Raw genomic sequence first — 21,472 nt, forward strand, 5'->3', positions numbered from 1 at the left:
AGGGACCTGCTCTCACAGGCCCCTTATAACCCGTCTGAACCGGGTGCAGTGTGGCAAGATCGCTGCACATGTAGGTTTGCGTAGAAATCAGGCCACTAGAGCGGCTATTTGTCGCTGCGGTTCTGGCTCATTTGTCCCAGAATTTGCAGGGCTTCGTCGCCTTCCAGCAGTTTGGAAAATAGCTTGCGTTCACGTTCCAGGACTTCCAGCAAAACCTCGCGCTGGGGTTCACGGAGCAAACGCTTGCTGGTACGCAAGGCAATGGGAGGCTGCTCGGACAGCGCATGAGCGCAGGCACGGGCCGCTTCCAGACTATTGCCATGGTCGGTCAGTTCGGTGAGCAGACCGTCCTGCATGGCTTGCTCGGCACTGAACGCCTGCGAGAGCAGCAGCCATTCGTTGGCTCGGCGTGGCCCCACATACTGGGCCAGCAGATGGCTGGATGCACCTTCCGGGCACAGACCCAGTGCCGTGAAGGGCATGCGTAAACGCGCGTCACGGGCCGCGTACACAAAGTCTGCATGCAGCAGCAAGGTCACGCCAATACCTACTGCATGGCCTTCTACCGCCACGATCAATGGGATGTCGGCTTTGACCAGACTGCGCAGGAATTTGATCGGCGGCGGCATGTCGTTGTTGCGCACATTGGACAGCTCGGAGATATCGTTGCCGGCACAGAAATGCTCGCCCGCACCAGTCAGAATCAGGGCACGGTATTTCTGGTTCTGATCAGCCTGGTCGATGATGTCGGCCAACTCTTCGTACATGGGGCTGGTCAAGGCATTGCGTCGTTCCGGCCGATCCAGAATGACTTCCAGCCAATGACCTGCGTCATGAGTCCGTATCATGGGAGGCTCCTCGTTCAGGCAAAAGGGGAGGCCAGCAGCGCTGCTTTGGCTTCCTGATATTCACGATGCAATCGAGCAACGATGTCGGCGGTTGGCTCTATTGAGTCAATGCCACCAATGCCTTGGCCAGCGCCCCAGATATCGCGCCAAGCCTTGCTCAGACCAGAGCCAAAGGCGGTGTCGGCCGCTTTCTCGCTATCGAGCTTGTCTGGGTCCAGACCGGCAGCGCGGATACTGTCCTTCAGATAATTGCCGGGGATACCCGTAAACAATGGGGTGTAGACGATATCGGCGGCTCGGCCCTTGACGATCATGTTCTTGTAATCGTCCGAGGCATTGGCTTCGGTACTGGCAATGAAGCGCGTGCCAATGTAGGCCATGTCGGCCCCCATGGCCTGGGTGGCCAGAATGTCGCGGCCACGGCTCATGGCACCCGACAGGGCAATTGGGCCATCAAAAATCTGACGGATTTCGTTGACCAGCACAAAGGGGCTCAAGGTACCGGCATGGCCGCCGGCACCCGCAGCCACCACGATCAGGCCATCGACACCGGCTTCCAGGGCTTTTTCGGCGTGACGCAAGGTGGTGACATCATGGAAAACCTTGCCGCCCCAGGCGTGTACATGCGGCACAATATCCTGTGGGGCGCGCAGGCTGGTAATCACCAGTGGCACCTTGTGGTCAGCGCACACCCGCAGGTCCTGTTCCAGGCGGTCGTTGGACTGATGAATGATGTGATTGATGGCGTAGGGAGCAATACGGCGCTCGGGATGGCGCTCGCGCAGTTCGGCCAGGGTGTCGTCGATCTCGTCCAGCCAGTCCTTGAGCTTTTCCTGGGGGCGGGCGTTCAAGGCGGGGACAGAACCGATAATGCCGCTGGCGCATTGCGCAATCACCAGGGCCGGGTTCGAGACAATGAACATGGGTGCTGCCATCACAGGCAGGGTCATAGATTGATAAAGCTGCTGCGTTAATGCCGATGGCATAAGGTCGGTCTCCTATTATCGAAAGATGTGCCCCGCCTCTTGAAGGGGTGGGGTCCTGCAAGGAAGATCTGCCGCTGATAATCTATCGTCACCTATTCTAGGACGGTTTATCGTCGCCCGGCCTGGTGCGTTGCACAAATTCCTCCGGGCCCGAAAATGACCATGGTTTGAGCACTTTTTCTGTCCATAGACCGGACTAAGAAGACGTAGTGCACAATACGCGACTTGAAGGATTTTTGTTTGCTATGACCACGACTGAACGAAAAGCGCCCTTGGCGGGATTACGTGTTCTGGACTTGACGCGCGTGCTGGCCGGGCCCTGGTGTACCCAAAACCTGGCTGACTTGGGGGCGGAGGTCATCAAGGTAGAGCGTCCCGGCGCGGGAGACGATACCCGTGGCTGGGGGCCACCGTATCTACGAGATGGTCACAGAGCGGACACGGAAGATGCGGCCTATTTTGGGGCTGCCAACCGCAATAAAGAGTCCATCACCCTGGATATAGGCACTGCACAAGGCGCAGAAGTGGTGCGGCAACTGGTCAGGCGCTGCGATATTCTGGTGGAAAATTTCAAGGTCGGTGGTTTGAAAAAGTACGGGCTGGACTATGAAAGTCTGCAAGCCATCAACCCAGCCCTGATTTACTGTTCGATTACCGGATTTGGCCAGACGGGCCCCTATGCAAGTCGGCCAGGATATGACTTCATGATCCAGGGGCTGGGGGGCTTGATGTCCCTGACAGGTGAGCCCGGTGGCGAACCGCAAAAAGCGGGTGTGGCCGTGGCCGATGTCATGACAGGTATGTACGCCACGGTGGCTGTACTGGCGGCCGTGGTGGAGCGCCATCGCAGTGGTCTGGGCCAGCATCTGGATATTGCCTTGCTGGATTGCCAGGTGGCCATGATGGCCAATCAGAACATGAATTACTTGTGTACCGGGCAGGCGCCACAGCGGCCCGGTAATGCTCATCAAAATCTGGTGCCCTATCAGGTCTTTGAGGCCAGTGACGGGCATTTGATTGTGGCGGTGGGCAACGATACCCAGTTTCGCAGTTTTGTGCAGGAGCTGGGCCATCCCGAGTGGGCGGATGACCCCCGTTTTGCGCGCAATACCGGACGTGTCATGCATCGGGACGAACTGGTGCCCATGCTGGCGCAGGTCATGCAGAGCCGGACCCGCGATAGCTGGTTGCAGGCGCTGGAAGCCGTGGGTATACCCGCCGGCCCCATCAATACGATGGAACAGGTTTATCAGGACCCACAGGTGCTGGCGCGCGGCTTGCGACTGGACTTGCCGACCGGGCAGGGGGGGAGCGTACCTTCGGTGGCCAGCCCTTTGCGTTTGTCGGCCACGCCCGTGCAGTATCGCAGTGCGCCCCCGCGTCTGGGAGAGCACACCCGCGAGGTTCTGGCGCGAGTGCTGGAGCTGTCGCCCGACAAGGTAGAGGCCTTGGTGTCCGGCTCCGTGGAACAGGCTTAATTTTTATTGCTTTTCGATCAGGTTGTGAATCATGAAACAGATACAAACCATCGCTATTGTTGGCGCAGGCGCTATGGGGCGGGGCATTGCCCAGATTGCCGCCCAGGCTGGCAAGCAGGTCTTGCTCTATGACCTGAATGCAGACTCGGTCAAGGCGGCCTTGGCGGATGTACACGCCGTCTGGAGCCGTTTGCAGGAAAAAGGCCGCATGACGGCTGAACAGGTGGATGCGGCCAAAGCATGCTTGCAGACCGCCAGCGATCTGCACGCCTTGGCCCCTGCCGATCTGGTAGTGGAAGCCATTGTGGAACGTCTGGACGTCAAGCAAGGCTTGCTGCAGCAGTTGGAAGAGATCGTGCCGGCCGATTGCGTGTTGGCCTCCAATACGTCCTCGCTGTCCATTACCGCCATTGCTCAAGCCTGCCGCCACCCTGAACGCGTGGCTGGCTATCACTTCTTCAACCCCGTGCCCCTGATGAAAGTGGTCGAGGTTATTGATGGCTTGCGCACATCGCCCGAAGTGGGGGATGCCCTGATGCAAGTGTCGCGTGATATGGGCCACACGCCTGTGCGCGCCAAGGACATGCCCGGTTTTATCGTGAATCATGCCGGTCGTGGCATGAATATCGAGGGTCTGAAAATCGCCCAGGAATGTGTGGCACCTTTCTACCAGATCGACGCCATCATGCGCGAACAAGCTGGTTTCCGCATGGGCCCCTTTGAGCTGCTGGATCTGACCGCGCTGGATGTGTCTCACCCGGTGATGGAGTCCATTTACCGCCAGTTCTATGACGAGCCTCGCTTCCGTCCTTCGCCCATCACGGCAGTGCGTCACGCGGGCAAGCTGTTTGGCCGCAAGAATGGTGAAGGTTTTTATAAGTATGAAGATGGTAAGAAGCATGTTCCTCAAGAGCCTGCCGTTCCTGCTGTGGACTCCTTGGCGCCCGTGTGGGTCTCGCCTTACCACGAGCAAGGCCAGGCTCGCGCTTTGCAATTGCTAAGTGAGTTGGGTGTGAACGTGGTGGAAGGTGACCAGCCACCTGCCGATGCTCTGATTCTATTGACGCCTTACGGTGAAGACGTGGCGACTTTGGTGTCCCTGCACGGCCTGGACCCTGCACGCACCGTGGCGCTGGATACCTTGTTTGGTCTGGAAAAAGGCCGTCGCCGTGTGCTGATGTGCTCGGCGGCGACCACACCAGAATGGCGCGATCAAGCCTGGGCCATGTTGGCCAGCGATGGTACGGCTGTCAGCGTGATCGAGGACTCCGCCGGTTTTGTGGCCCAGCGTTTGGTGGCCACCATCGTGAACATCGCCAGCGATATCGCTCAGCAGCAGATTGCGACACCGTCGGATATCGACGCTGCCGTGCGCCTGGGTCTGGGTTACCCGCACAATGGTCCGCTGTCCATGGGCGATGCCGTTGGTTCGCGTGATTTGCTGGATGTGCTGAACACGCTGCAAGCGGTCACGGGTGATATGCGTTACCGCGCCAGCCCTTGGTTGCAACGCCGTGTGCAATTGGGCATGTCCTTGACGGCATTGGCGCAGTGCAAGGCGCAGTAAGCGTCTCAGATTGCTTTTCTGGACGCGTTATGAGGCTTTATAAAGCGTTCTAGAGGCAGAGCCGTCAACAAGGCGATGAGTAAGCCTGGGTTCGGGATGACACCGGACTCAGGCTTTTTTATTGGTGTAAGGGGCTGTTTCTGTATCGCTTCTTTGTCGACAGGTTCAGGCAAAGAAAAAGCCCGATGAGTATTCATCGGGCTTTTTGTATTTGCAGGCTCTGTGCCAGGACAGAGCCTTGATGCAATGCTTACTTGGCGGCGTTAACCATGTGTTGGATAGCAGCGCGAAGTTCGTCGTCAGAGGCTTGCGAACCACCGCGTGGAGGCATGGCGCCAACACCGTGGATCGCTTTTTGAAGCATAGTGTCCATACCGGATTCGATATAGGGCTTCCAGGCAGCCTGATCACCAAACTTGGGCGCACCGGCGACACCGGCAGCGTGACAGGCAAAGCAAATGGTGTCGTACAGTTTGATGCCTGCCGGGTCGACTTTGCTGTCGTCAGCGGCAGCCGTTTGTGTTGCGGCAGGGGCCTCCGCAGCGGGGGCCTCGGCGGGTTGGGTATCTGCAGCAGCAGCGGCGGCTTCAGGTTTGGCGTCGGCTTGCTCACCTTCCGGGGCAGGCGCTTCGGGCTCTTTGAAGTCAGCGCCAGCTGCGTTGGCCATGTAAACAACGGCACGGGCCACTTCGATATCGTCCAGTGACGGGTTGCCGCCCTTGGCAGGCATGCCTCGAATGCCGTGAATGGCATTCTTGATCAGCTCGTCCTGGCCCAGTTTGAGCAGCTCGCCCCAGGCAGCCTGATCACCAAACTTGGGAGCACCGGCCACACCGGTGCCGTGACAGGCGGTACAGGTGGTTTCGTATACTTTCTGGCCAGTTTTCAGCTCTTTGACGGCATTGGCGTCAACCAGTTTGAAACCAGCAACCGGCTGAATGCGGGCAGCAATGGCTTCAGGGGAAAGGGCAGCGGAGCCAGCACCAGCACCCATGGTGGAGGTAACCAGGCTGACCAGCATGACAATAATCGCGATGGGCACCAAGAAAGCCAGAGCCACGGTCACAAGCAATTGTTTAGGGGTTTTGATCATGGCTGAGTGACCCTCGTTGTGTTCTTCGGGTTTTTGTTCCGTGTTGCTCATTATCGGATCCTGCGAGTTCGTACAAGAAATGACGGGAGGGCCTTTGACGGCCACCAATAAAGGCTTGCGCCTACCTAATGGGTGTGCGCAAGGACGTGTCTACCAAGCCACCGACCCAGATCGCGCAACCATGGATTATAGCGGAGTGTATCGCTCTTGTATCTGACTCTTGATTTGGCACACTCATAATTGCCCGATAGATGCTGAAAAAAACTCCAAACTCGCGCTACAATAGCCAGCTTGGCGTCCGTAGTTCAATGGATAGAATTAGGGTTTCCGAAGCCCTCGATACAGGTTCGATTCCTGTCGGACGCGCCAGAATTCCTTGTTTATACGGCCCTTTAGGGCTGTTTTTCAAGGTCTGGTGTGAGTTTTCAGTTATAACGCGTCGTAATGCAAGCAGCCTATGGCTGCTTTTTTTGTGTCTGCTGTTTGCCAAAATACGGTTCCAAGAAAGATCCGGATGAGGTTGGCTAACTATTGATCTCGATCATTTGACCTAGGACAAAATAGTTAATTTCATCTGTATGGTTGTGTTCAGCCTTTGCCTGGAGGCGGGGCAAGGTGTTCTCAGGTCAATCAGCTAGGGATAATGTTTGAAACAAGCAGGGCAGTGCCTGATAAGAATAGGGAACCAGGCGGTGCTTCGGGGGCCTTGCTGCGACACGGTGTGAAGCAGTGGTGTATTGGAAAAGATAAAGGGGCTGACAAGGCCCCTTTATCTTTTTCCTGTGTTGCTTTCTGGTTTTAAATAGCTTCGGCACAAATCACATAGTCATGACCATGACGCAGACCTCCCAAGGTCTGATTCAAGGCCAGGGCCTGCTTACGCAAGGTTTGGACATGCTCGGACAAGGCCAAGGCCAGATTACGGTCCTTCAGACGGCGCAGGCGCCCGTCACACATATCCAGTTGACCGTGGATAAAGCTGTCGCCGTAACGAATGCCAAAGCGTTGTGCATCCACACAACGGTAGCCGGATTGCCGCAAATGACGCAGTACCCAGTCCATCGGGTATTCGCGATACGGGCGCTCGCCGGCCAGCAGCAGGCAGGCATCGCGTAAACGGCCTATTTCCACAATCAATTTGCCCGCCGGGTCCGTGCTGCTATAGGGCACGTAAGGTTCCAGACCAATAATATAGAGACGCTGGCTGGTAAGCGGTCGCAGGCGGCTGAACAACTGGTCCTGGGTGTAGGGGGCAAAGCCGTCTATGGCACCGAGCAGATAATCCGCCAGAACCGTGTCAAAGCGTTCGCCTTGCAGAAACTCCGGGTCGCTCCAGTTGCCCACCAGAAGGCGGTCCTCGGGACGTTTCTGATCCCCCAGCTCTTGTGTTACTTGCTCGGCCATGCCTGGTGAGGCCGTAATGGCCGTCCAGCGTTCGGTGTCCAGTGTCAGCAGCCAGCGCAACGAGCCCTTGCCGGTGCCGGCATCCAGAACGTTGCCCCAGGGGCGCTCGCCCTGCATGTCGGCCACGATCTGGTAGAGACGGCTACCGGTGTGTAGGGCAGTCTTGCTCAAAATTCCACCTGTATCCCGGCCAGGATGTTGCGTCCCATCAAGGGGGCCTGACGGGCAATAAAGGAGGTATGGCGGTAGGCCAACTTGTTCAGCAAGTTATTTCCTCTCAGATACAGGGTGTAGGTGTTTTGGTCCATATGCAGGCGGTAGCTTAAACCCATGCTGAGCAAACCGAAGGAGGGCGAGCCTTCTTCATGTTCAGCCACGCGATTTTGGGCGAAGGTATGGGTGTAACCCACAAAACCGGACCAGTTCTGCCAGTTCACATCCGTGCGAATACCCAGGCGGGCGGCAGGCATGCGGGGCAGGTTGCGGCCGGGATCTTGCAGTTTACCGCGCACCAGATCGCCATAGACGCTCAGCGAGGCCCAGGACGTGACCGGGTAGGAGGCCTCGGCTTCCAGGCCCCAGAATTGAGCTTTGTCCTGGCTGTATTGAATCAGCTGGAAGTCTTCGTGACGGTCCAGGCTGCGGCCATAAATATAGTTCGAGCTGCGGGTGTAGAAGGTACGCAAATCAAAGCGCAGATCGCCCAGGTGTTTTTGCAGGCCCAGATCGACAGTATGGCTGGTCTCACGATCCAGGTTAGGATCACCGCGCTCATAGCTGAGCGTGGCAAAGTGTACGCCTTTGGCGAACAGTTCCTGAGCCGTGGGCAGACGTTGCGAGCGGGAGATGGACAGGCTGGCGGCGTATTCAGGGGCAAAGTCCCAGACGGTGCCCAAGGAGAAGGAGGTGGCCGTGCCTTTGCGGCGCTCCAGGGTTTGCGAGTCGGGTGTGACGGTTTGCCATTCCTGACGAGCGCCCAGTTCCAGACGCCAGTCGTCCCAGTTCACGCTTTCCAGCAGGAACAAGCCCTGGCTGCGAGTCCGGGTGGGCGGGATGAAGTTTTCCGTGCCGTCGCGGGAAGCAAAATCAGACTGGCTGGTTTGCAGGCCGATAACGCCCTCAAACGGCCCCCAAGGATTGTGTTCCAGCTCCAGGCGGGTGTCGTAGCCGCGATTGGTAAAGCGGGTGCCCGTTATATCCCCATCTTTTTCGACGTGCTGGTAGTCGGTGGCCCCGGCGCGCAGGCGAGCACGCTTGAAGCCGGGTAAAGGATCACGCAGTTCGCCGCGTATATCAAAACGCTCGGTGCGCAGGTGAGCCGTGGCTGAATGATCATGGTCATGATCGTGTCCGTGATCGTGATCATGACCGTGGTCATGACCATGGCCGCCACAATGCAGGGTGGCACCGTGTGGGTGGCAGTCCTCATATTCATGGCTGTGACCGGGCAGGCCGTAGCTGCCCTCGCGGTAAGAGTACGCCGCGCCTATGTAGCCACGGTCGCCAATAAAGGACAGACCGATGCTGCCAGTATCTGTGCTGGAGTCCGAGTCCTTGACACGGCTGTCGGTCCAGTTGGGAACACGATAGTCGCGGCTGCGGTGTGAGGCACCTTCGACGTGCAAGGCGATATTGCCTTCGCCTGCTGTCATTTCCACTGCGCCGATCCTGCCACGGTCAGCGGTGGAACCCTGAGCGCGCACCGAACCTTCAAACCCCTTTTCGGGGATGGCTGTGGGGATTTTGCGATCCAATACGTTGACGACACCGCCAATGGCACCACCGCCGTACAGCAGGGCTGATGGGCCGCGTAGCACCTCGATGCGGTCTGCCTGCCAGGTGTCGACCGTGATGGTGTGATCGGGCGAGATGGCCGACGCATCCATGACCTCTGCGCCATCGCTCAGGACTTTGACGCGGGGCGCGGTCTGACCACGAATGACGGGGCGGCTGGCACCGCTACCGAAGCTGTCTACATGAATGCCGACCTCACCGTCCAGCAATTCACCCAAGGTGCTGCTGCGGCGCAAATCCAGTTTGGGGCCTTGCAGGACCGTGCTGGCGGTGGCCAGTTCGGTTTGTCGCAAGGCCAGGGGGCTGGCGGAGATTCGGATAGGGGCCAGCTCAGGGACAGGTTCTTCAAGTTCATTGGCTTGGGCAGAGGCACACAAAAGCAGCGCCAGGGCAAGTGGCAAGGGACGGGGTTGGAAACGCATCTCATCTTCCGGTTTGTTAATTTTCGGATGTTATAACATAACAATAGTTTTTCAAAATAGAGGGAAAAACTTTTTGAGGGAAGGGGAAAAGAGAGCTTGTCGGGTGTGTGGATCAATGTGAGCCCGGTCTCCCATTCGTGTGCAGAAGACGGTCAAGAAAAGCCCCCACGCGACGCCTTCGGCTTGTTGCCGCCCTAGGAGGACTTTTTGCCGGGGGCGCCGAGCCGTGAGGCGGCCCGGCGACAAAAAAACCTTCGCGACGACTTCGGCTTGCTGTCCCCCGGGGAGAGGTTTTGCCTTGGGGCGGCCCGGCGGCAAAAAAAAAACCGCCCTTGCGGGCGGCATTGCATCACGATGGGGTTTAACTGTTCTCCACCGCAGGAGGAATCAGGTTGCGTTCGTAGCGATGGACGTAGTCCTCAAAGGACTCTTGATCTTGCGCTTCGATATCAATCTGGGCTTGCAGAGACTCTTTAGCCTGTTGCTCGAAGGCGGCTTGCTTGTCGGCAGACAAAGGATGGGCCAGCAAGGTTTCGTGATGCTCGCGGCTGCGTTGCAATGCGTAGTCGTGAAAACTCAAGCCGGTTTCACGCAAATGGTGTAGCAACTGGGCAGAAGGAGTCAGCTCTGGGTTGTCCAGCTTGCGGATTTGGGCCTGCACAGCTTCTGTGTGACCGTGGGTATTGAGGGCCTGGTCCAGCATTTGCGCGTAAGGCAGCAGGGATTCCAGAATCTCATGGCCCCAGTCTTGCAGGCTGACGCTTTCCTTTTGTTGATTGGTCAGCATCAGGCCGGGGCGACGGCCTTCACGTACGACGGTCGCAAAGTTGTTCTTGCTGTCCTGACAGTAACCGCCATCCGGGAAGAAGGGGCTGTCTTGTACGGTACAGAACAGCAGGAACGTATCCAGAAAGCGGCAGGTTTGCTCGGAAATGCCGGTGGGCGATTCCGGGTCGATATCCAGGCAGCGCACCTCGATATATTCCACACCACGCTGGGCCAGAGCGGTGGCCGGACGCTCGCTGCGCTGGGTGGTGCGCTTGGGGCGAATGCTGGAGTAGTACTCGTTTTCAATCTGCAGAATATGGGTGTTGAGCTGAATCCATTCGCCATTGCGGTGGGTGCCTAGCTTTTCGTAATCTGGCCAAGGGGTGACGGCAGCGTGATACATGCGCATCACAAAGGTGTCCAGGTCGTTGTAGCAAAGCTGAAGCTCGGCCTGGGCTTCCTTGTTGTGATAGCCCAGATCGCTCATGCGCAGACTGGTCGCCCAGGGCATGGTCAGCGTGTCCTCGTCGATCTTGTCCAGACTGTTGCTGCGTCCTTGCAGGAAGTTCGCATCCAGTACGGGTGAGGCGCCAAACAAGTACATCAGTAGCCAGGAGTAGCGCGTGAAGTTGCGGATCAGCGCCAAATAGCCGTTGGAGCGCTGGTCTTGCAAATTGTCGCCACAGACATTGAGCAAGGGCCAGATGCCATCTGGCAGAGAGAAGTTGTAATGCACCCCGGCGATACATTGCATGGGCTTGCCGTAGCGCTCGGCCAGACCACGGCGGTACACATGCTTGAGCATGCCCGTGTTGGACGTGCCGTACCAGGCAATGGCAATATCCTTTTCGGCAGGCAGCAGCGCAGGCATGGACTGGTTCCAGATCATTTCCTGATCCAGCTTGCCAGCCACAAATGTGTGGATGTCAGCCAGCTCTTGCAGCACGTCCTCGACTCGGGCTTGCGGTTCAGTAATCAGCTCCAGCAGGGCCTCGGCGTAGTCGGTGGTGATGTGGCCGTTGGTCAGGGCCGACCCAATGGCTTTAGGGTGGGGGGTCGCTGCCAATTGGCCCAGCGCATCGACGCGCAGTCCTTCTTTTTCGATGCCGCGCAAGATTCCCTGCAAAATCTCGGGATTCTGTTGCAGGGCAAGGCGGCGTTCGTGGCTGGTGTTCATGGTGGTGTTTCCCACTTTCGAAATCGGGTGCAAGATACGGGACTGTTCAAAGGGGCCTGGCCCCGTCTATAAATAGTAGTCCGACCACACTTGCTTTGTTAAGTTGCGCCAAAAGGCGTATCGGGCAGGGCGAGTATAAGGCGGCTGTTCAGCCAGTCGATGAAAAGCATGAAACGGGATACGGGATTAGCACCATGATGATCAGGCGCATTATTGCGATACTGGCGGCCTTCTTGACTTTGGCCGCCTGCAGTCCGGAGTTTAACTGGCGCAAGGTTCAGCTTGAACACACTGGCCTGTCGGCCATGTTGCCCGGTAAGCCCACCACCAGTCACCGATTGCTGGATTTCGAGCAGTATCAACTGGATTTTTATCTGACGACCGCCACGGCGGGTGGACAAAGCTACACCGTGGGTCATGTGATTTTGCCCACGGAGCTGCAACAGGACGAGACCGCCCGCCAGCGCTTGTACGAGGCACTGCATGACTCTTTGCGCGGGAAATTCATACCGGATGGGCAGGTCAGCGAGAAAAGCCAGATACAACTGCCACCGCCAGGTCAGGTGTTTTTCATGACGCGCGATGTGGGGGGCGTCGCCTTGCGGCTGGAGGCCATGATCCGTATGGAGCCAGGCTGGATAGTGCAGGGCTTTGTTATGACGGATTCCGGTAAGGCTCCGGATGCGGCTCAGGCAAAGGTTTTCTTTGACGGCTTAGCTCGCTAGCTGGGTCGCCGCTGATCAGACGCCGCTGCAAGGCCAGGGTAATGGCCGCTTGGCGGCTATAGACGCCAAGCTTGGCGTAGGCGTTCTGGAAGTGAAAGTTGATCGTGCGCTCAGTAATGCCCAGGATGATGCTGATTTCCCAGCTGGTCTTGCCATGGGCAGCCCAGTTCAGGCAGGACTGTTCGCGTGAAGTTAAGTGCGTCACGGTAAAGCCATTCCTCATGCATTCGTGGTAAACGTCGGGCCAATGTACTCAAATTTAGCTTAGCTGGCAGACAAATGTGTATGAAAATAATGATGTAAATCAAAGCATTGTCTTTTCTCTGACGCTACCGTTGCCCAGAGTTCTGAATCGATCCCGGCTGGTCGATTTGGACGCCGCGCTGCAGCGATGCTAGAATTTTATCTTATACGTTTTGCGCCGATTTGCCTGATCCGCTTGCGGGCGCTCCATAAATCCAGCTAAAGAGGTCCTGATGGCCACTGATTCCGTCCCTAGCGCCGACACTGGCGCCCTTAGCCCATCCTGCGGATTGATCCCCGAAGGTTCCGTGGGCCCCGTACAAGCCGAACTCATCGCCTTTGACGAGCCCCTGCATCTGCGCAGCGGGCAAGTGCTGCCCAGTTACGAGCTGGCAGTCGAAACCTATGGCACCCTTAACGACGAACGCAGCAATGCAGTATTGGTGTGCCATGCACTCAATGCCTCGCACCACGTCGCCGGGTATTACGATGACGATCCTAAAAGCATAGGCTGGTGGGACAATATGGTCGGCCCTGGCAAAGCAGTGGATACCGATCGTTTCTTTGTCATCGGCGTCAACAATATCGGCTCCTGCTTTGGCTCGACCGGCCCGTCCAGTATCAATCCTGCCACTGGCAAACCGTGGGGCTCCGAGTTTCCCGTGCTGACGGTAGAAGACTGGGTTCGTGCTCAGGCCCGCTTGGCCGATTACTTTGGCATCCGCAAGTTTGCTGCCGTCATGGGGGGCTCGTTGGGTGGCATGCAGGCCCTGAGCTGGGCCATCAGTTGCCCCGAGCGTGTGGAGAACTGTGTGGTTATTGCCAGCACCCCGCGCCTGTCGGCTCAGAACATTGCCTTTAACGAAGTGGCCCGCAGCGCCATTTTGTCCGACCCGCAGTTTCACGGTGGGAATTACTACGAGCATGGTGTGGTGCCTAAAGCGGGTCTGGGCGTTGCCCGCATGGTAGGTCATATCACCTATTTGTCTGATACGGCCATGGCCGAAAAATTTGGTCGTAATCAGCGTGCGCCAGCCCAAGGTGGCGAATACCACTACAACTACGGCGTGGAATTCGAGGTCGAATCCTATTTGCGCTATCAAGGCGAGAAGTTCTCGCGTTATTTTGACGCCAATACCTACCTGATCATCACTCGTGCGCTGGATTACTTTGACCCTGCGCGCCAATCTCAGGGGGACCTGGTCAAGGCACTGGAAAAGGTGCAAGCCAAGTTCTTGCTGGTGTCCTTCACCACGGACTGGCGTTTCTCGCCCGAGCGTTCGCGCGAAATCGTGCAGGCCTTGCTGCGCAATCAGCGCCAGGTAACGTATGCTGAAATCGATGCCCCGCACGGGCACGACGCTTTTTTGCTGGAAGACCCTCGTTATCATGCCGTTGTGCAGGGATACTATGACCAGATCGCCGCTAATTTGGGCTTGCCTGCGCGCACGCGCACGACAGGGGTGCTGGCAGAATGACTAAGCCGCAAACACAGGTGGATGATGTCATGTTAAGACCGGATTTGCTGCGCATTGCGCAGTGGATTGAGCCAGGTTCGCGTGTGCTGGATCTGGGCTGTAACGATGGCACTTTGCTGGCGCATCTGCGCGATACGCGCCAGGTCGTTGGCACAGGCGTAGAGCTGAACGACCAGTTCGTGATCGCTTCGGTGCGTCGTGGCGTCAATGTCATTCAGCAGGACTTGGAAGAGGGTCTGGCGCTATTTAGCGATCAGCAGTTTGACACCGTTGTGCTGTCCAAAACCTTACAGTCCATGCACCATACCGAGCACATTCTGCGCGAGATGGCGCGGGTGGCGCGGTATGGTATCGTCTCGTTTCCTAACTTCGGTTATTGGCCGCATGGCTGGAGCATTTTGCGTGGACGCATGCCGGTCACCGGCGAAATGCCTTACCAGTGGTACAACACGCCCAACATCCATTTGTGCACCATGAAAGACTTTCAAGATCTAGCCCAGGCGGTGGGGGTACGTATTCTTGATCGTGCCGCATTCAATGGTCGCGACACGGTGCGTTTTTTGCCGGGCTGGCGCAGTACTTTGGCCATGTATCGTTTTGAGTCTCCCCATTTTCTTGCTGCTTAGCGCTAATAAGGCCTGACGTGTCACGTGTCTATACCAGTCCCCGAGTCTTGCCTTTGCTGATTCTGGGGTTTGCCAGCGGCCTGCCTCTGGCCCTGGTTTCAGGCACCTTGCAGGCCTGGGCGACGGTTGAAAATATTTCGCTGACCGAGATCGGTTTTTTGACGCTGGTCGGCTCGGCCTATACGCTGAAGTTTCTGTGGGCCCCCCTGATTGACCGCTATGCACCACCGTTCATGGGGCGCAGGCGCGGCTGGATATTGTTGACCCAATTGCTGCTGGCCGCCTCGATTGCGGCCATGGGTTTGTTTTCTCCTTCCGTAAACCTGACTGCGTTGGCCTTGCTGGCCGTGTGGGTGGCCTTTTTGTCAGCGACGCAGGACATTGCCTTCGATGCCTATTGCACCGATGTGCTGCAAGCGCAGGAGCGGGCGGCCGGGGCGGCGGTCAAGGTCATGGGGTACCGCATCGCCATGATCGTCTCCGGTGGTCTGGCCTTGATTCTGGCGGATCGCTGGTTGGGCTGGTCCAATACCTATTTTCTGATGGGTGCTTTCATGGCACTGTGTGCGCTGGTGACCTTGATTTCACCAGAACCACAGGAACAAAGCCGTCCGCCCCGTAGCTTGTCTGAGGCGGTCGTGGCACCGTTGGCAGATTTCTTCTCGCGCCCTGGCGCCTGGAGTATTCTGGCGCTGATCGTGCTCTACAAGCTGGGCGATGCCTTTGCCGGTGCCTTGTCCACCACCTTTTTGATTCGTGCGGCCGGTTTTACGCTGTCCGAGGTTGGCACGATCAACAAGGTGTTTGGTTTGGCGGCGACGGTGGTTGGGGCCTTGATGGGCGGGGCAATCATGGCTCGTCTGGGCCTGTACCGGGCCTTGATGATCTTTGGTGTGTTGCAGGCTGTCTCCAACCTGGGCTATTGGTGGATTGCGATTGAAACCGCGCCGTCCATGTGGTTGATGGGCATGGTGGTCGGTCTGGAAAATCTGTGCGGCGGTCTAGGCACAGCAGCCTTTGTCGCTTTGCTGATGGCCCTGTGCAATCGGACTTATTCCGCCACTCAATTTGCTCTTTTGTCGGCCTTGTCGGCAGTGGGGCGTACGTATCTGGCTGGGCCTTTGACACCTGTACTGGTCGAATCCCTGGGCTGGCCGGGCTTTTTTATTTGTACCGTCTTTATTGCTGTGCCTGGCTTGCTGATGCTGCGTTGCTATCGGGGGCTTCTTCAACAGCTTGATGCTTAAAAAATATCATGCTCTTACTTGTTCTCTACATTATTGCCATCACCGCCGAGGCCATGACCGCGGCGCTGGCCGCAGGCCGTCGCGACATGGACTGGGTGGGGGTGTGCACCATCGCTTGTGTCACCGCTTTGGGTGGTGGCTCGGTGCGGGACGTGCTGTTGGGGCATTACCCGCTGACCTGGGTACAGCATCCTGAATATCTGTGGATTACGGCAGGTGCGGCTATCCTTACGGCTTTGATCGCCCCTATCATGCGGCGCTTGCACAGCCTGTTCCTGCTGCTCGACGCCATGGGGCTGGTGGTCTTTACCGTGATTGGCTGCCAGATTGCGCTGGAGATGAAGCTGCCGATTACGGTGGTGCTGCTCAGCGGCATGATTACCGGTTGTGCAGGTGGCGTCCTGCGTGACATTTTGTGCAATGACATCCCCTTGCTGCTACGCAAGGAGATGTATGCCAGTGTATCCATGCTGACTGGCGCTTTGTATTTGGGTGCCCAGCATCTGGATTGGAACCCGTATGTCACCCTGTTGGGCCCCATGATTATCGGTCTGGGTTTCCGTATGTTGGCTTTGCACCGCAATTGGCAGATGCCCCGTTTCGTCTATCGAGACGAGTGGCGCTAGAGCCAGCCTGTCCCGCCTGGCTCAGGCCACACCTAACCAGCGCAAGATAATAGGAACAAAGGGCACCAGTACGGCGGTCATGATCCCGTTCAGACTCAGGCCAATGGCAGAGAACGCGCCAATCGTTTCATGAACCTGCAAGGCGCGGGCGGTGCCGATGGCGTGTGCCGTCACGCCCACAGCAAAGCCACGGGCTTCGGGGCGATCAATTCGCAGCACGTTCAGCAGCGGGCGCGCCATAATGGTGCCCGCGATCCCAGTAATGGCAACAGCGACAGCCGCCAAGGAAGGTTGCCCGTCAAATTGTTCTGCCAAAGCCATGGCAATTGGCATGGTGGCCGAGCGCGGTGCCACCGACATGATGGTTTCAAATGAGCCACCCAAGGCCCAGGCAATCAGCACCGTACTGAAAATAGCGGTCACCGAGCCAATCAGCAGGGCAATGGTTAGCGGCTTCCAGATCTTGCGCAACTGACGCAGCTGGCTGTAGAGCGGCACAGCCAGGGCAACCGTGGCAGGGCCAATCAGAAAGTGAATGAACTTGGCCCCTTCAAAGTAGACGGGGTAGGGCGTGCGGGTCAGCAAGAGCAGGGACACAATCACCAGAACCGAGACCAGAATCGGCAGCAAAAACGGGCTACTGCCTGATTGGCGGTACATCCAGACCGAGCCTGCATAGACCGAGCAGGTCAAGGTCAGCCACAGCAGGGGCGAGCTGGACAGAAAGACCCAGATTTGAAAAAGTCCGTCCGTCATTATTCTTCTTCCTGGCGGTTTTTAAGCAGACGATTCAGTACCAGGGCTGTGACCACCATGGTGATGACGGTGCCGCCCAAAGTGGCGATCAAGAAGGGCTGCCACTCCTGGGCCACCCGATCAAAATACAACATCACGCCGGTCACGGCGGGGATGAATAGCAACATCAGGTTCTGTAGCATGACACTGGCTGTGCTTTCCAACGAGGCCGGTACGCCGCCACGAATCAGCAAGGCTGCAGCTAGAAGCAGCATGCCTGCCAAAGGCCCTGGCAGCGGCAAAGAGAGTGTCTGCACCAGAATTTCGCCGATTAACTGAAAGGCGAAAAGGGCAGTAATCGCGTAGATCATGAGAGAGTCCGTAAAGGCAACGAAAACGCCAGGCGGTAAGCCTGGCGCGGGTAAAAGGTCTGGCTAAGGGTGCTAGTGTGCCATACAAGACAGTCAGGCAGTAAGCGTGCCGCTTATAAGGGATCGGCTATGGCAAGGGGCCGGTATCAATGCTTGGCTGGCCCGGTTTTAGTGCCTGTCCATGCCTGAACGTCGATTTCTACGTCCACACCACCCACCAGTTTGGCCTGTACCAACGAGCGTGCCGGAAAGTTGCTGCCCAGGCGTTCTTTATAAGTTTTGTTGAACTGATCGTACAAGGCCATATCAGATAGATAAACCGTCACTTTGACGACATGGCTAAGGTCTGCGCCGGCCAATTTCAGCGTCTCTTCAATTCGGTCCAGCGTGGCATGGGTCTGATCTTCAATACCGCTGCGCACGATCTCGCCTTTCTCGTTCAATGGAATTTGTCCGGACAGCAATAGAAAGTCCCCAGCTTGCACGGCGCGGGAAAAAGGGAGGTCCGAATCGCCCAGAAAGCGTTTGATCGCAGTCGGTTCTGCGGCTTTCTCAGTCGTGGCTGCGTAGGCGGTGATGCTGGTGCCCAGACCTAAGACAGAACAAGCCAGTAAAGTGTGACGGGCCGAAGCAAAAAAACGCATCAGAGTTCTCCTTGGACTCGAGGAATTCAGTGTGCCATATCCAAGGCCTGGTAGCGTGAATTTGTGTGACGACCCGTCGGTCTGAAGACTGCTTAGGCGCGATCGCCCAGCCAGGCTTGAACTTCAATTTCTACGTCCACGCTTTTGGCCAGTTTGGCTTCAACCAGCGAGCGGGTAGGCAGGGTGTCGCCAAAGCGCTCGGCATAGACTTTATTGAAGTCGGCAAACAAGGCCATATCGGACAGCCAGACAGTGGCTTTGACCACATCAGCCAAGGTGGCGTCAGCCAGAGCCAGACCTTCGATCAGGCGGTCAAACACAGCGTGGGTCTGGTCCTGGATGGAGCCACGCACCACTTCACCTTGGGCATCATAGGGGATCTGGCCGGACAAGAACAAAAAACCGCCAGCCATGGTGGCACGTGAGAAGGGCAGTGGCAGTGGGCTGGCAATACGGCGGATACCGGACATGGAGTACTCCTGATAGAGGTGGTGGAAAATTCGCATTAGGCAGCATGCGCGTTTATTCGCGTCTCTTGCCTACAATAAGGCGTCACTATACAACTTCAAATGAGGAGCGAGACGACGTGAGCAAGGAAATTTTGCAACGCCTGGACCAACTAAGCCGGGCCGCGCTGGCCAGTGGTGATTTGTTGCCCGTGCAAGCTCAAGAGCAGCTGATGCGGGATCAAGGGCTGACATTTTTTGTGCGGTGGGTATCCACTCTGGCGGCCAAGGATGCTGCCAACGTCTCGATTCCAGGTGGGCCGCGCGACCCCAATTTCAATCCTTTCTTGCCGCCAGCCCCTGCCTTGACGGTGGATGATGTCAGCAGCACACACAATATAGTGCTGAACAAGTTTGCCGTCTGTGACTTGCATCTGGTACTGGCCGACAAGGTGTTTTCCGAACAGCTCAGCCCGCTGCGTGATATTGATTTCCGAATTCTGGCGGACTTTCTGGCCGTGCAGGGGGGATTGGGCTTTTATAACGGCGGTGGCCCGGCTGGGGCCAGTCAGCGTCATAAACATACTCAATGGATTCCGCAGGCGGCCAGCAACGGCTCGCTGGCCCTGTATCTGGACAAGCTCCCCACCCAGGCTGCTGCAGGCAGTGCGCATCAACATCCCGCGCTGGCTTTTGAGCACTGTTTTGTGCGTTTGCAGGATGCGCAGGAGCCGGAGGTCTTAACAGCCAGTCTTTTGCATTCGTATCGAACTGCCTGCAATGCGTTGGGATTGGAACCCGCAGAAGATGGCTTGCTGCCGCCACATAATATGCTGGCTGGGCAGGGATGGATGCTGGTGGTGCCGCGCAGCATGGAGTTGGTTGACGGTATTTCGGTCAATGCCCTCTCTTATGCCGGCTGCATTTATGTGCGCACTCCCGAACAAATTGATGTGGTACGCCAGATCGGCCCGTTGGGCGTTCTGGCGCGGGCGGGCTATGCCAGCAACGCATAATCGCTGATTTGAGGTTTGCCCTGCTTTACCGATGAGCCCCGCTACGGCGGGGTTTTTATTTGTCTGTTTGTGTGTTTGAGTATTGTTTTGAATCTTAATTTACTCATTTGAAACAAAAGAAAAATATTTGAGCGTAATGGAGCTTTGTTTTCGGATCTTTGCATTCAAAAGAGGAGTTTACTGCTTTTTAAAGAAATGAAATGAAATAATGTAACTGTTTTCATGGAAATAAATGGAAATGTAAAGGCCGGGAAAATAAGAGAATTATTTGGAAGTGTTTTTAATTATTAGAATTAGCGTCGGCTTGGAACAAAACAAACTTATTTGTCCCCATAGGTGGATTGCTTATGCATGTCTCGTCTGAAGCTCATATTTTGCTTATTGCTCCAGAACCTGCCGGCATAGCCGATTTACTGGCTTTGTTACGCACTAGTTTTGCTCGTATTAGTTTTGCGCTGGATGCTCAGCAGGGCTTGGCGCGTTGCCAGTCCCTGCAGCCTGATTTTGTGTTGAGTGAATACAACTTGCCTGGTTTGCGGGGCGACACTTTTATGCGGATGTTGCGTGCCAATCCCCAAACCGCTTCTATTCCGGTGGTGTTCCTGTCAGCGGTTTTATGTGCGGATAGTCAGCTCATGGCTTTACGCAGCGGCGCTCGCGATTTCATTGCGTACCAAACCCATGTGCAATTAGTGATCGAGCGTATTCGCCTGCATCTGGGCCTGAGGGAGATGGAAGGAAGTAGAGAAGAAAGCAGTGCTAATAAGGGGGGGAAGGGGTTTTCTAGTTCATCCGCTCAGCATTGCCTGGTCGATGCAGTACAGCAGCACGTGCGGGACAATCTGTCGGATTATTTGACGGTCGACAGTCTGGCCGAGATGTTCGGGACGACCGCTCGCCGCTTGAACGAGCTCTTTAAAGAGAGTGGTGGTTTAACGGTGCGCGATTTTGTGTATTCCAGCCGCATGCGTTATGCCATGCACTTGCTCAGGCAAACGGATATGGCCATCACTAACGTGGCGGCCGAGTCCGGCTATCTCAATCCGGCCAATTTTGCCACCGCATTTCGTCGATACAGCGGCCTGTCTCCCTCGGTTTACCGACAGCACAAAAATCCTAATATTTAAAACAAAAGTGAAATAAACGGTTTATTAGGGTGTTTGTTTGCAGTGATTCAAACAGGTTTTGTAAAAATTCAAAAGCAATTATAAAAAAATGGTAAGAAAATAAAAAAAACCGAATAGGGATGAAATTTCGGTAAGGGTTTCTTGAGAAAACATTCAAATTATCGTCATGACGGGGCGAGGAGGTATTGCACCCGAAAACTCGGTTATGTCAGTGCAATACAAGAGGGTCAGAGCAAATTTTGGCTAATTTCTTTTATAAGCGGACAGATTATGAACAGCATTTATAAGTTGGCTTGAAACGAGAAAACGACAACATTGATGGCAGTTACGGAAAACCCCAAGACGCGTACTACATACCGCTGCGGCGGCATTGGCGACAGCCAGGCTTGTGCTGGAATGGGTGCAGGTCGTGCCTTTGCGGCACCGTACCTCCTTTTTCATCTGATTTCTGGCGAGACTGTTTCTTTGGCTGCGGTCCGCAAGACTACTCTAAAACAAATGGGCGGGACGGTTCCAGAGACTCTGAGTCCTGATCCCAACATGGATTCCTTGATAGCCGCGTTCCTGGTCAAGGCAGCCAGTGGCGAATTTGCCGGCCAGTCCAGGGGTAAAAAACATCAATTGCCTAGTGTGGACCCATAAGGGTAAGGA

At 56.3% G+C, this 21,472-nt stretch carries 21 protein-coding genes, 1 tRNA gene and 1 riboswitch; of the genes, 11 read left to right on the plus strand and 11 right to left on the minus strand.

Annotated elements, in window-relative coordinates:
- Positions 1 to 104: 104 nt before the first annotated feature.
- Both AB7E06_RS09370 and AB7E06_RS09375 read right to left on the minus strand, forming a co-directional pair.
- A complete protein-coding gene (locus AB7E06_RS09370) occupies positions 105 to 848 on the minus strand; it encodes an enoyl-CoA hydratase/isomerase family protein (protein ID WP_108728238.1) in 744 nt (247 codons plus the stop codon).
- Positions 849 to 862: 14 nt separating this feature from the next.
- Complete coding sequence (locus tag AB7E06_RS09375; RefSeq protein WP_427956527.1) at positions 863 to 1,834, minus strand: NAD(P)H-dependent flavin oxidoreductase; 972 nt, start codon at positions 1,832 to 1,834, stop codon at positions 863 to 865.
- A gap of 245 nt (positions 1,835 to 2,079) precedes the next feature.
- On the opposite strand from AB7E06_RS09375, the gene AB7E06_RS09380 reads away from it, so the two are divergent.
- Together AB7E06_RS09380 and AB7E06_RS09385 are read left to right on the plus strand one after the other, a co-directional pair.
- Positions 2,080 to 3,312, plus strand: a complete 1,233-nt coding sequence (locus tag AB7E06_RS09380; RefSeq protein WP_427956530.1) for a CaiB/BaiF CoA transferase family protein — start codon at positions 2,080 to 2,082, stop codon at positions 3,310 to 3,312.
- Positions 3,313 to 3,343: 31 nt separating this feature from the next.
- Positions 3,344 to 4,879: a 3-hydroxyacyl-CoA dehydrogenase gene (locus AB7E06_RS09385; protein WP_427956533.1), complete on the plus strand. Its 1,536-nt coding sequence runs from the start codon at positions 3,344 to 3,346 to the stop codon at positions 4,877 to 4,879.
- Positions 4,880 to 5,129: 250 nt separating this feature from the next.
- Here the strand turns inward: AB7E06_RS09385 and AB7E06_RS09390 are convergent, their stop codons facing one another.
- Positions 5,130 to 6,023, minus strand: a complete 894-nt coding sequence (locus AB7E06_RS09390; RefSeq protein ID WP_125277359.1) for a c-type cytochrome — start codon at positions 6,021 to 6,023, stop codon at positions 5,130 to 5,132.
- Positions 6,024 to 6,266: 243 nt separating this feature from the next.
- Between AB7E06_RS09390 and AB7E06_RS09395 the strand changes: the two genes are divergently transcribed.
- Positions 6,267 to 6,341 (plus strand) — tRNA-Arg (locus AB7E06_RS09395).
- Between the two features lie 429 nt (positions 6,342 to 6,770).
- Here the strand turns inward: AB7E06_RS09395 and AB7E06_RS09400 are convergent.
- The 3 genes from AB7E06_RS09400 to gshA all read right to left on the minus strand — a co-directional run bounded on the left by AB7E06_RS09400 (position 6,771) and on the right by gshA (position 11,537).
- Entirely contained in the window at positions 6,771 to 7,547 is a 777-nt protein-coding gene (locus AB7E06_RS09400) for a class I SAM-dependent methyltransferase (protein WP_094195437.1), read from the minus strand.
- Complete coding sequence (locus AB7E06_RS09405; RefSeq protein WP_427956537.1) at positions 7,544 to 9,592, minus strand: TonB-dependent receptor domain-containing protein; 2,049 nt, start codon at positions 9,590 to 9,592, stop codon at positions 7,544 to 7,546. The genes AB7E06_RS09400 and AB7E06_RS09405 overlap by 4 nt, the downstream gene beginning before the upstream one ends.
- 361 nt (positions 9,593 to 9,953) lie before the next feature.
- Complete coding sequence (gene gshA / locus AB7E06_RS09410; RefSeq protein ID WP_427956540.1) at positions 9,954 to 11,537, minus strand: glutamate--cysteine ligase; 1,584 nt, start codon at positions 11,535 to 11,537, stop codon at positions 9,954 to 9,956.
- Positions 11,538 to 11,731: 194 nt separating this feature from the next.
- On the opposite strand from gshA, the gene AB7E06_RS09415 reads away from it, so the two are divergent.
- Positions 11,732 to 12,262, plus strand: a complete 531-nt coding sequence (locus AB7E06_RS09415; protein ID WP_125277362.1) for a hypothetical protein — start codon at positions 11,732 to 11,734, stop codon at positions 12,260 to 12,262.
- Here AB7E06_RS09415 and AB7E06_RS09420 read toward each other — a convergent pair.
- Complete coding sequence (locus AB7E06_RS09420) at positions 12,192 to 12,467, minus strand: response regulator transcription factor (protein WP_094198239.1); 276 nt, start codon at positions 12,465 to 12,467, stop codon at positions 12,192 to 12,194. The genes AB7E06_RS09415 and AB7E06_RS09420 overlap by 71 nt on opposite strands.
- A gap of 203 nt (positions 12,468 to 12,670) precedes the next feature.
- Positions 12,671 to 12,749, plus strand: a riboswitch (SAM riboswitch).
- Here AB7E06_RS09420 and metX point away from each other — a divergent pair.
- The 4 genes from metX (at position 12,739) to AB7E06_RS09440 (ending at position 16,482) form a co-directional block, all read left to right on the plus strand.
- The gene (gene metX / locus AB7E06_RS09425; protein WP_427956544.1) at positions 12,739 to 13,983 is read left to right on the plus strand and encodes a homoserine O-succinyltransferase MetX; all 1,245 of its coding nucleotides are present in this window, start codon (positions 12,739 to 12,741) and stop codon (positions 13,981 to 13,983) included. (Overlaps the previous riboswitch by 11 nt.)
- Positions 13,980 to 14,609 carry a methionine biosynthesis protein MetW gene (gene metW, locus AB7E06_RS09430; protein WP_094195442.1) on the plus strand — a complete coding sequence of 210 codons (630 nt, stop codon included), beginning with the start codon at positions 13,980 to 13,982 and terminating at the stop codon, positions 14,607 to 14,609. Before metX ends, metW begins: the two co-directional genes overlap by 4 nt.
- Positions 14,610 to 14,626: 17 nt before the next feature.
- Positions 14,627 to 15,856 (plus strand): muropeptide transporter, encoded by a 1,230-nt coding sequence (locus tag AB7E06_RS09435; protein ID WP_427956547.1) that lies wholly within the window; start codon positions 14,627 to 14,629, stop codon positions 15,854 to 15,856.
- A gap of 8 nt (positions 15,857 to 15,864) precedes the next feature.
- The gene (locus tag AB7E06_RS09440; protein ID WP_094195444.1) at positions 15,865 to 16,482 is read left to right on the plus strand and encodes a trimeric intracellular cation channel family protein; all 618 of its coding nucleotides are present in this window, start codon (positions 15,865 to 15,867) and stop codon (positions 16,480 to 16,482) included.
- Between the two features lie 21 nt (positions 16,483 to 16,503).
- Here the strand turns inward: AB7E06_RS09440 and AB7E06_RS09445 are convergent, their stop codons facing one another.
- The 4 genes from AB7E06_RS09445 to AB7E06_RS09460 form a co-directional block, all read right to left on the minus strand.
- Complete coding sequence (locus tag AB7E06_RS09445; protein ID WP_094195445.1) at positions 16,504 to 17,238, minus strand: LrgB family protein; 735 nt, start codon at positions 17,236 to 17,238, stop codon at positions 16,504 to 16,506.
- Positions 17,238 to 17,588 carry a CidA/LrgA family protein gene (locus tag AB7E06_RS09450; RefSeq protein WP_094195446.1) on the minus strand — a complete coding sequence of 117 codons (351 nt, stop codon included), beginning with the start codon at positions 17,586 to 17,588 and terminating at the stop codon, positions 17,238 to 17,240. Before AB7E06_RS09450 ends, AB7E06_RS09445 begins: the two co-directional genes overlap by 1 nt.
- A gap of 146 nt (positions 17,589 to 17,734) precedes the next feature.
- Positions 17,735 to 18,232: a RidA family protein gene (locus tag AB7E06_RS09455; RefSeq protein WP_094195447.1), complete on the minus strand. Its 498-nt coding sequence runs from the start codon at positions 18,230 to 18,232 to the stop codon at positions 17,735 to 17,737.
- 92 nt (positions 18,233 to 18,324) lie between these two features.
- A complete protein-coding gene (locus AB7E06_RS09460; RefSeq protein ID WP_094195448.1) occupies positions 18,325 to 18,702 on the minus strand; it encodes a RidA family protein in 378 nt (125 codons plus the stop codon).
- 116 nt (positions 18,703 to 18,818) lie between these two features.
- Here AB7E06_RS09460 and AB7E06_RS09465 point away from each other — a divergent pair, with 116 nt between their 5' ends.
- From AB7E06_RS09465 to AB7E06_RS09475, 3 genes are all read left to right on the plus strand, one after another.
- On the plus strand, positions 18,819 to 19,694 hold the full coding sequence (locus tag AB7E06_RS09465; RefSeq protein WP_094195449.1) for an ATP adenylyltransferase family protein: 876 nt from the start codon (positions 18,819 to 18,821) through the stop codon (positions 19,692 to 19,694).
- Between the two features lie 347 nt (positions 19,695 to 20,041).
- Positions 20,042 to 20,821, plus strand: coding sequence for a response regulator transcription factor (locus AB7E06_RS09470; RefSeq protein WP_094195450.1), 780 nt, complete (start codon positions 20,042 to 20,044; stop codon positions 20,819 to 20,821).
- A gap of 318 nt (positions 20,822 to 21,139) precedes the next feature.
- Positions 21,140 to 21,463, plus strand: coding sequence for a hypothetical protein (locus tag AB7E06_RS09475; RefSeq protein ID WP_094195451.1), 324 nt, complete (start codon positions 21,140 to 21,142; stop codon positions 21,461 to 21,463).
- Positions 21,464 to 21,472 lie beyond the last annotated feature (9 nt).

It is taken from the genome of Alcaligenes sp., assembly GCF_050255915.1.
In the GTDB taxonomy this organism is placed as follows: domain Bacteria; phylum Pseudomonadota; class Gammaproteobacteria; order Burkholderiales; family Burkholderiaceae_B; genus Alcaligenes; species Alcaligenes aquatilis.

What these genes read in the sequence shown, in the direction of transcription:
- AB7E06_RS09385 (WP_427956533.1), top strand. Translation starts at nt 3,344, where the DNA reads ATGAAACAGATACAAACCATCGCTATTGTTGGCGCAGGCGCTATGGGG.
- AB7E06_RS09470 (WP_094195450.1), top strand. Translation starts at nt 20,042, where the DNA reads ATGCATGTCTCGTCTGAAGCTCATATTTTGCTTATTGCTCCAGAACCT.
- gshA (WP_427956540.1), bottom strand. Translation starts at nt 11,537, where the DNA reads ATGAACACCAGCCACGAACGCCGCCTTGCCCTGCAACAGAATCCCGAG.
- AB7E06_RS09405 (WP_427956537.1), bottom strand. Translation starts at nt 9,592, where the DNA reads ATGCGTTTCCAACCCCGTCCCTTGCCACTTGCCCTGGCGCTGCTTTTG.
- AB7E06_RS09390 (WP_125277359.1), bottom strand. Translation starts at nt 6,023, where the DNA reads ATGAGCAACACGGAACAAAAACCCGAAGAACACAACGAGGGTCACTCA.
- metW (WP_094195442.1), top strand. Translation starts at nt 13,980, where the DNA reads ATGACTAAGCCGCAAACACAGGTGGATGATGTCATGTTAAGACCGGAT.
- AB7E06_RS09440 (WP_094195444.1), top strand. Translation starts at nt 15,865, where the DNA reads ATGCTCTTACTTGTTCTCTACATTATTGCCATCACCGCCGAGGCCATG.
- AB7E06_RS09370 (WP_108728238.1), bottom strand. Translation starts at nt 848, where the DNA reads ATGATACGGACTCATGACGCAGGTCATTGGCTGGAAGTCATTCTGGAT.
- AB7E06_RS09445 (WP_094195445.1), bottom strand. Translation starts at nt 17,238, where the DNA reads ATGACGGACGGACTTTTTCAAATCTGGGTCTTTCTGTCCAGCTCGCCC.
- AB7E06_RS09415 (WP_125277362.1), top strand. Translation starts at nt 11,732, where the DNA reads ATGATGATCAGGCGCATTATTGCGATACTGGCGGCCTTCTTGACTTTG.
- AB7E06_RS09455 (WP_094195447.1), bottom strand. Translation starts at nt 18,232, where the DNA reads ATGCGTTTTTTTGCTTCGGCCCGTCACACTTTACTGGCTTGTTCTGTC.
- AB7E06_RS09380 (WP_427956530.1), top strand. Translation starts at nt 2,080, where the DNA reads ATGACCACGACTGAACGAAAAGCGCCCTTGGCGGGATTACGTGTTCTG.
- AB7E06_RS09375 (WP_427956527.1), bottom strand. Translation starts at nt 1,834, where the DNA reads ATGCCATCGGCATTAACGCAGCAGCTTTATCAATCTATGACCCTGCCT.
- AB7E06_RS09460 (WP_094195448.1), bottom strand. Translation starts at nt 18,702, where the DNA reads ATGTCCGGTATCCGCCGTATTGCCAGCCCACTGCCACTGCCCTTCTCA.
- AB7E06_RS09450 (WP_094195446.1), bottom strand. Translation starts at nt 17,588, where the DNA reads ATGATCTACGCGATTACTGCCCTTTTCGCCTTTCAGTTAATCGGCGAA.
- metX (WP_427956544.1), top strand. Translation starts at nt 12,739, where the DNA reads ATGGCCACTGATTCCGTCCCTAGCGCCGACACTGGCGCCCTTAGCCCA.
- AB7E06_RS09475 (WP_094195451.1), top strand. Translation starts at nt 21,140, where the DNA reads ATGGCAGTTACGGAAAACCCCAAGACGCGTACTACATACCGCTGCGGC.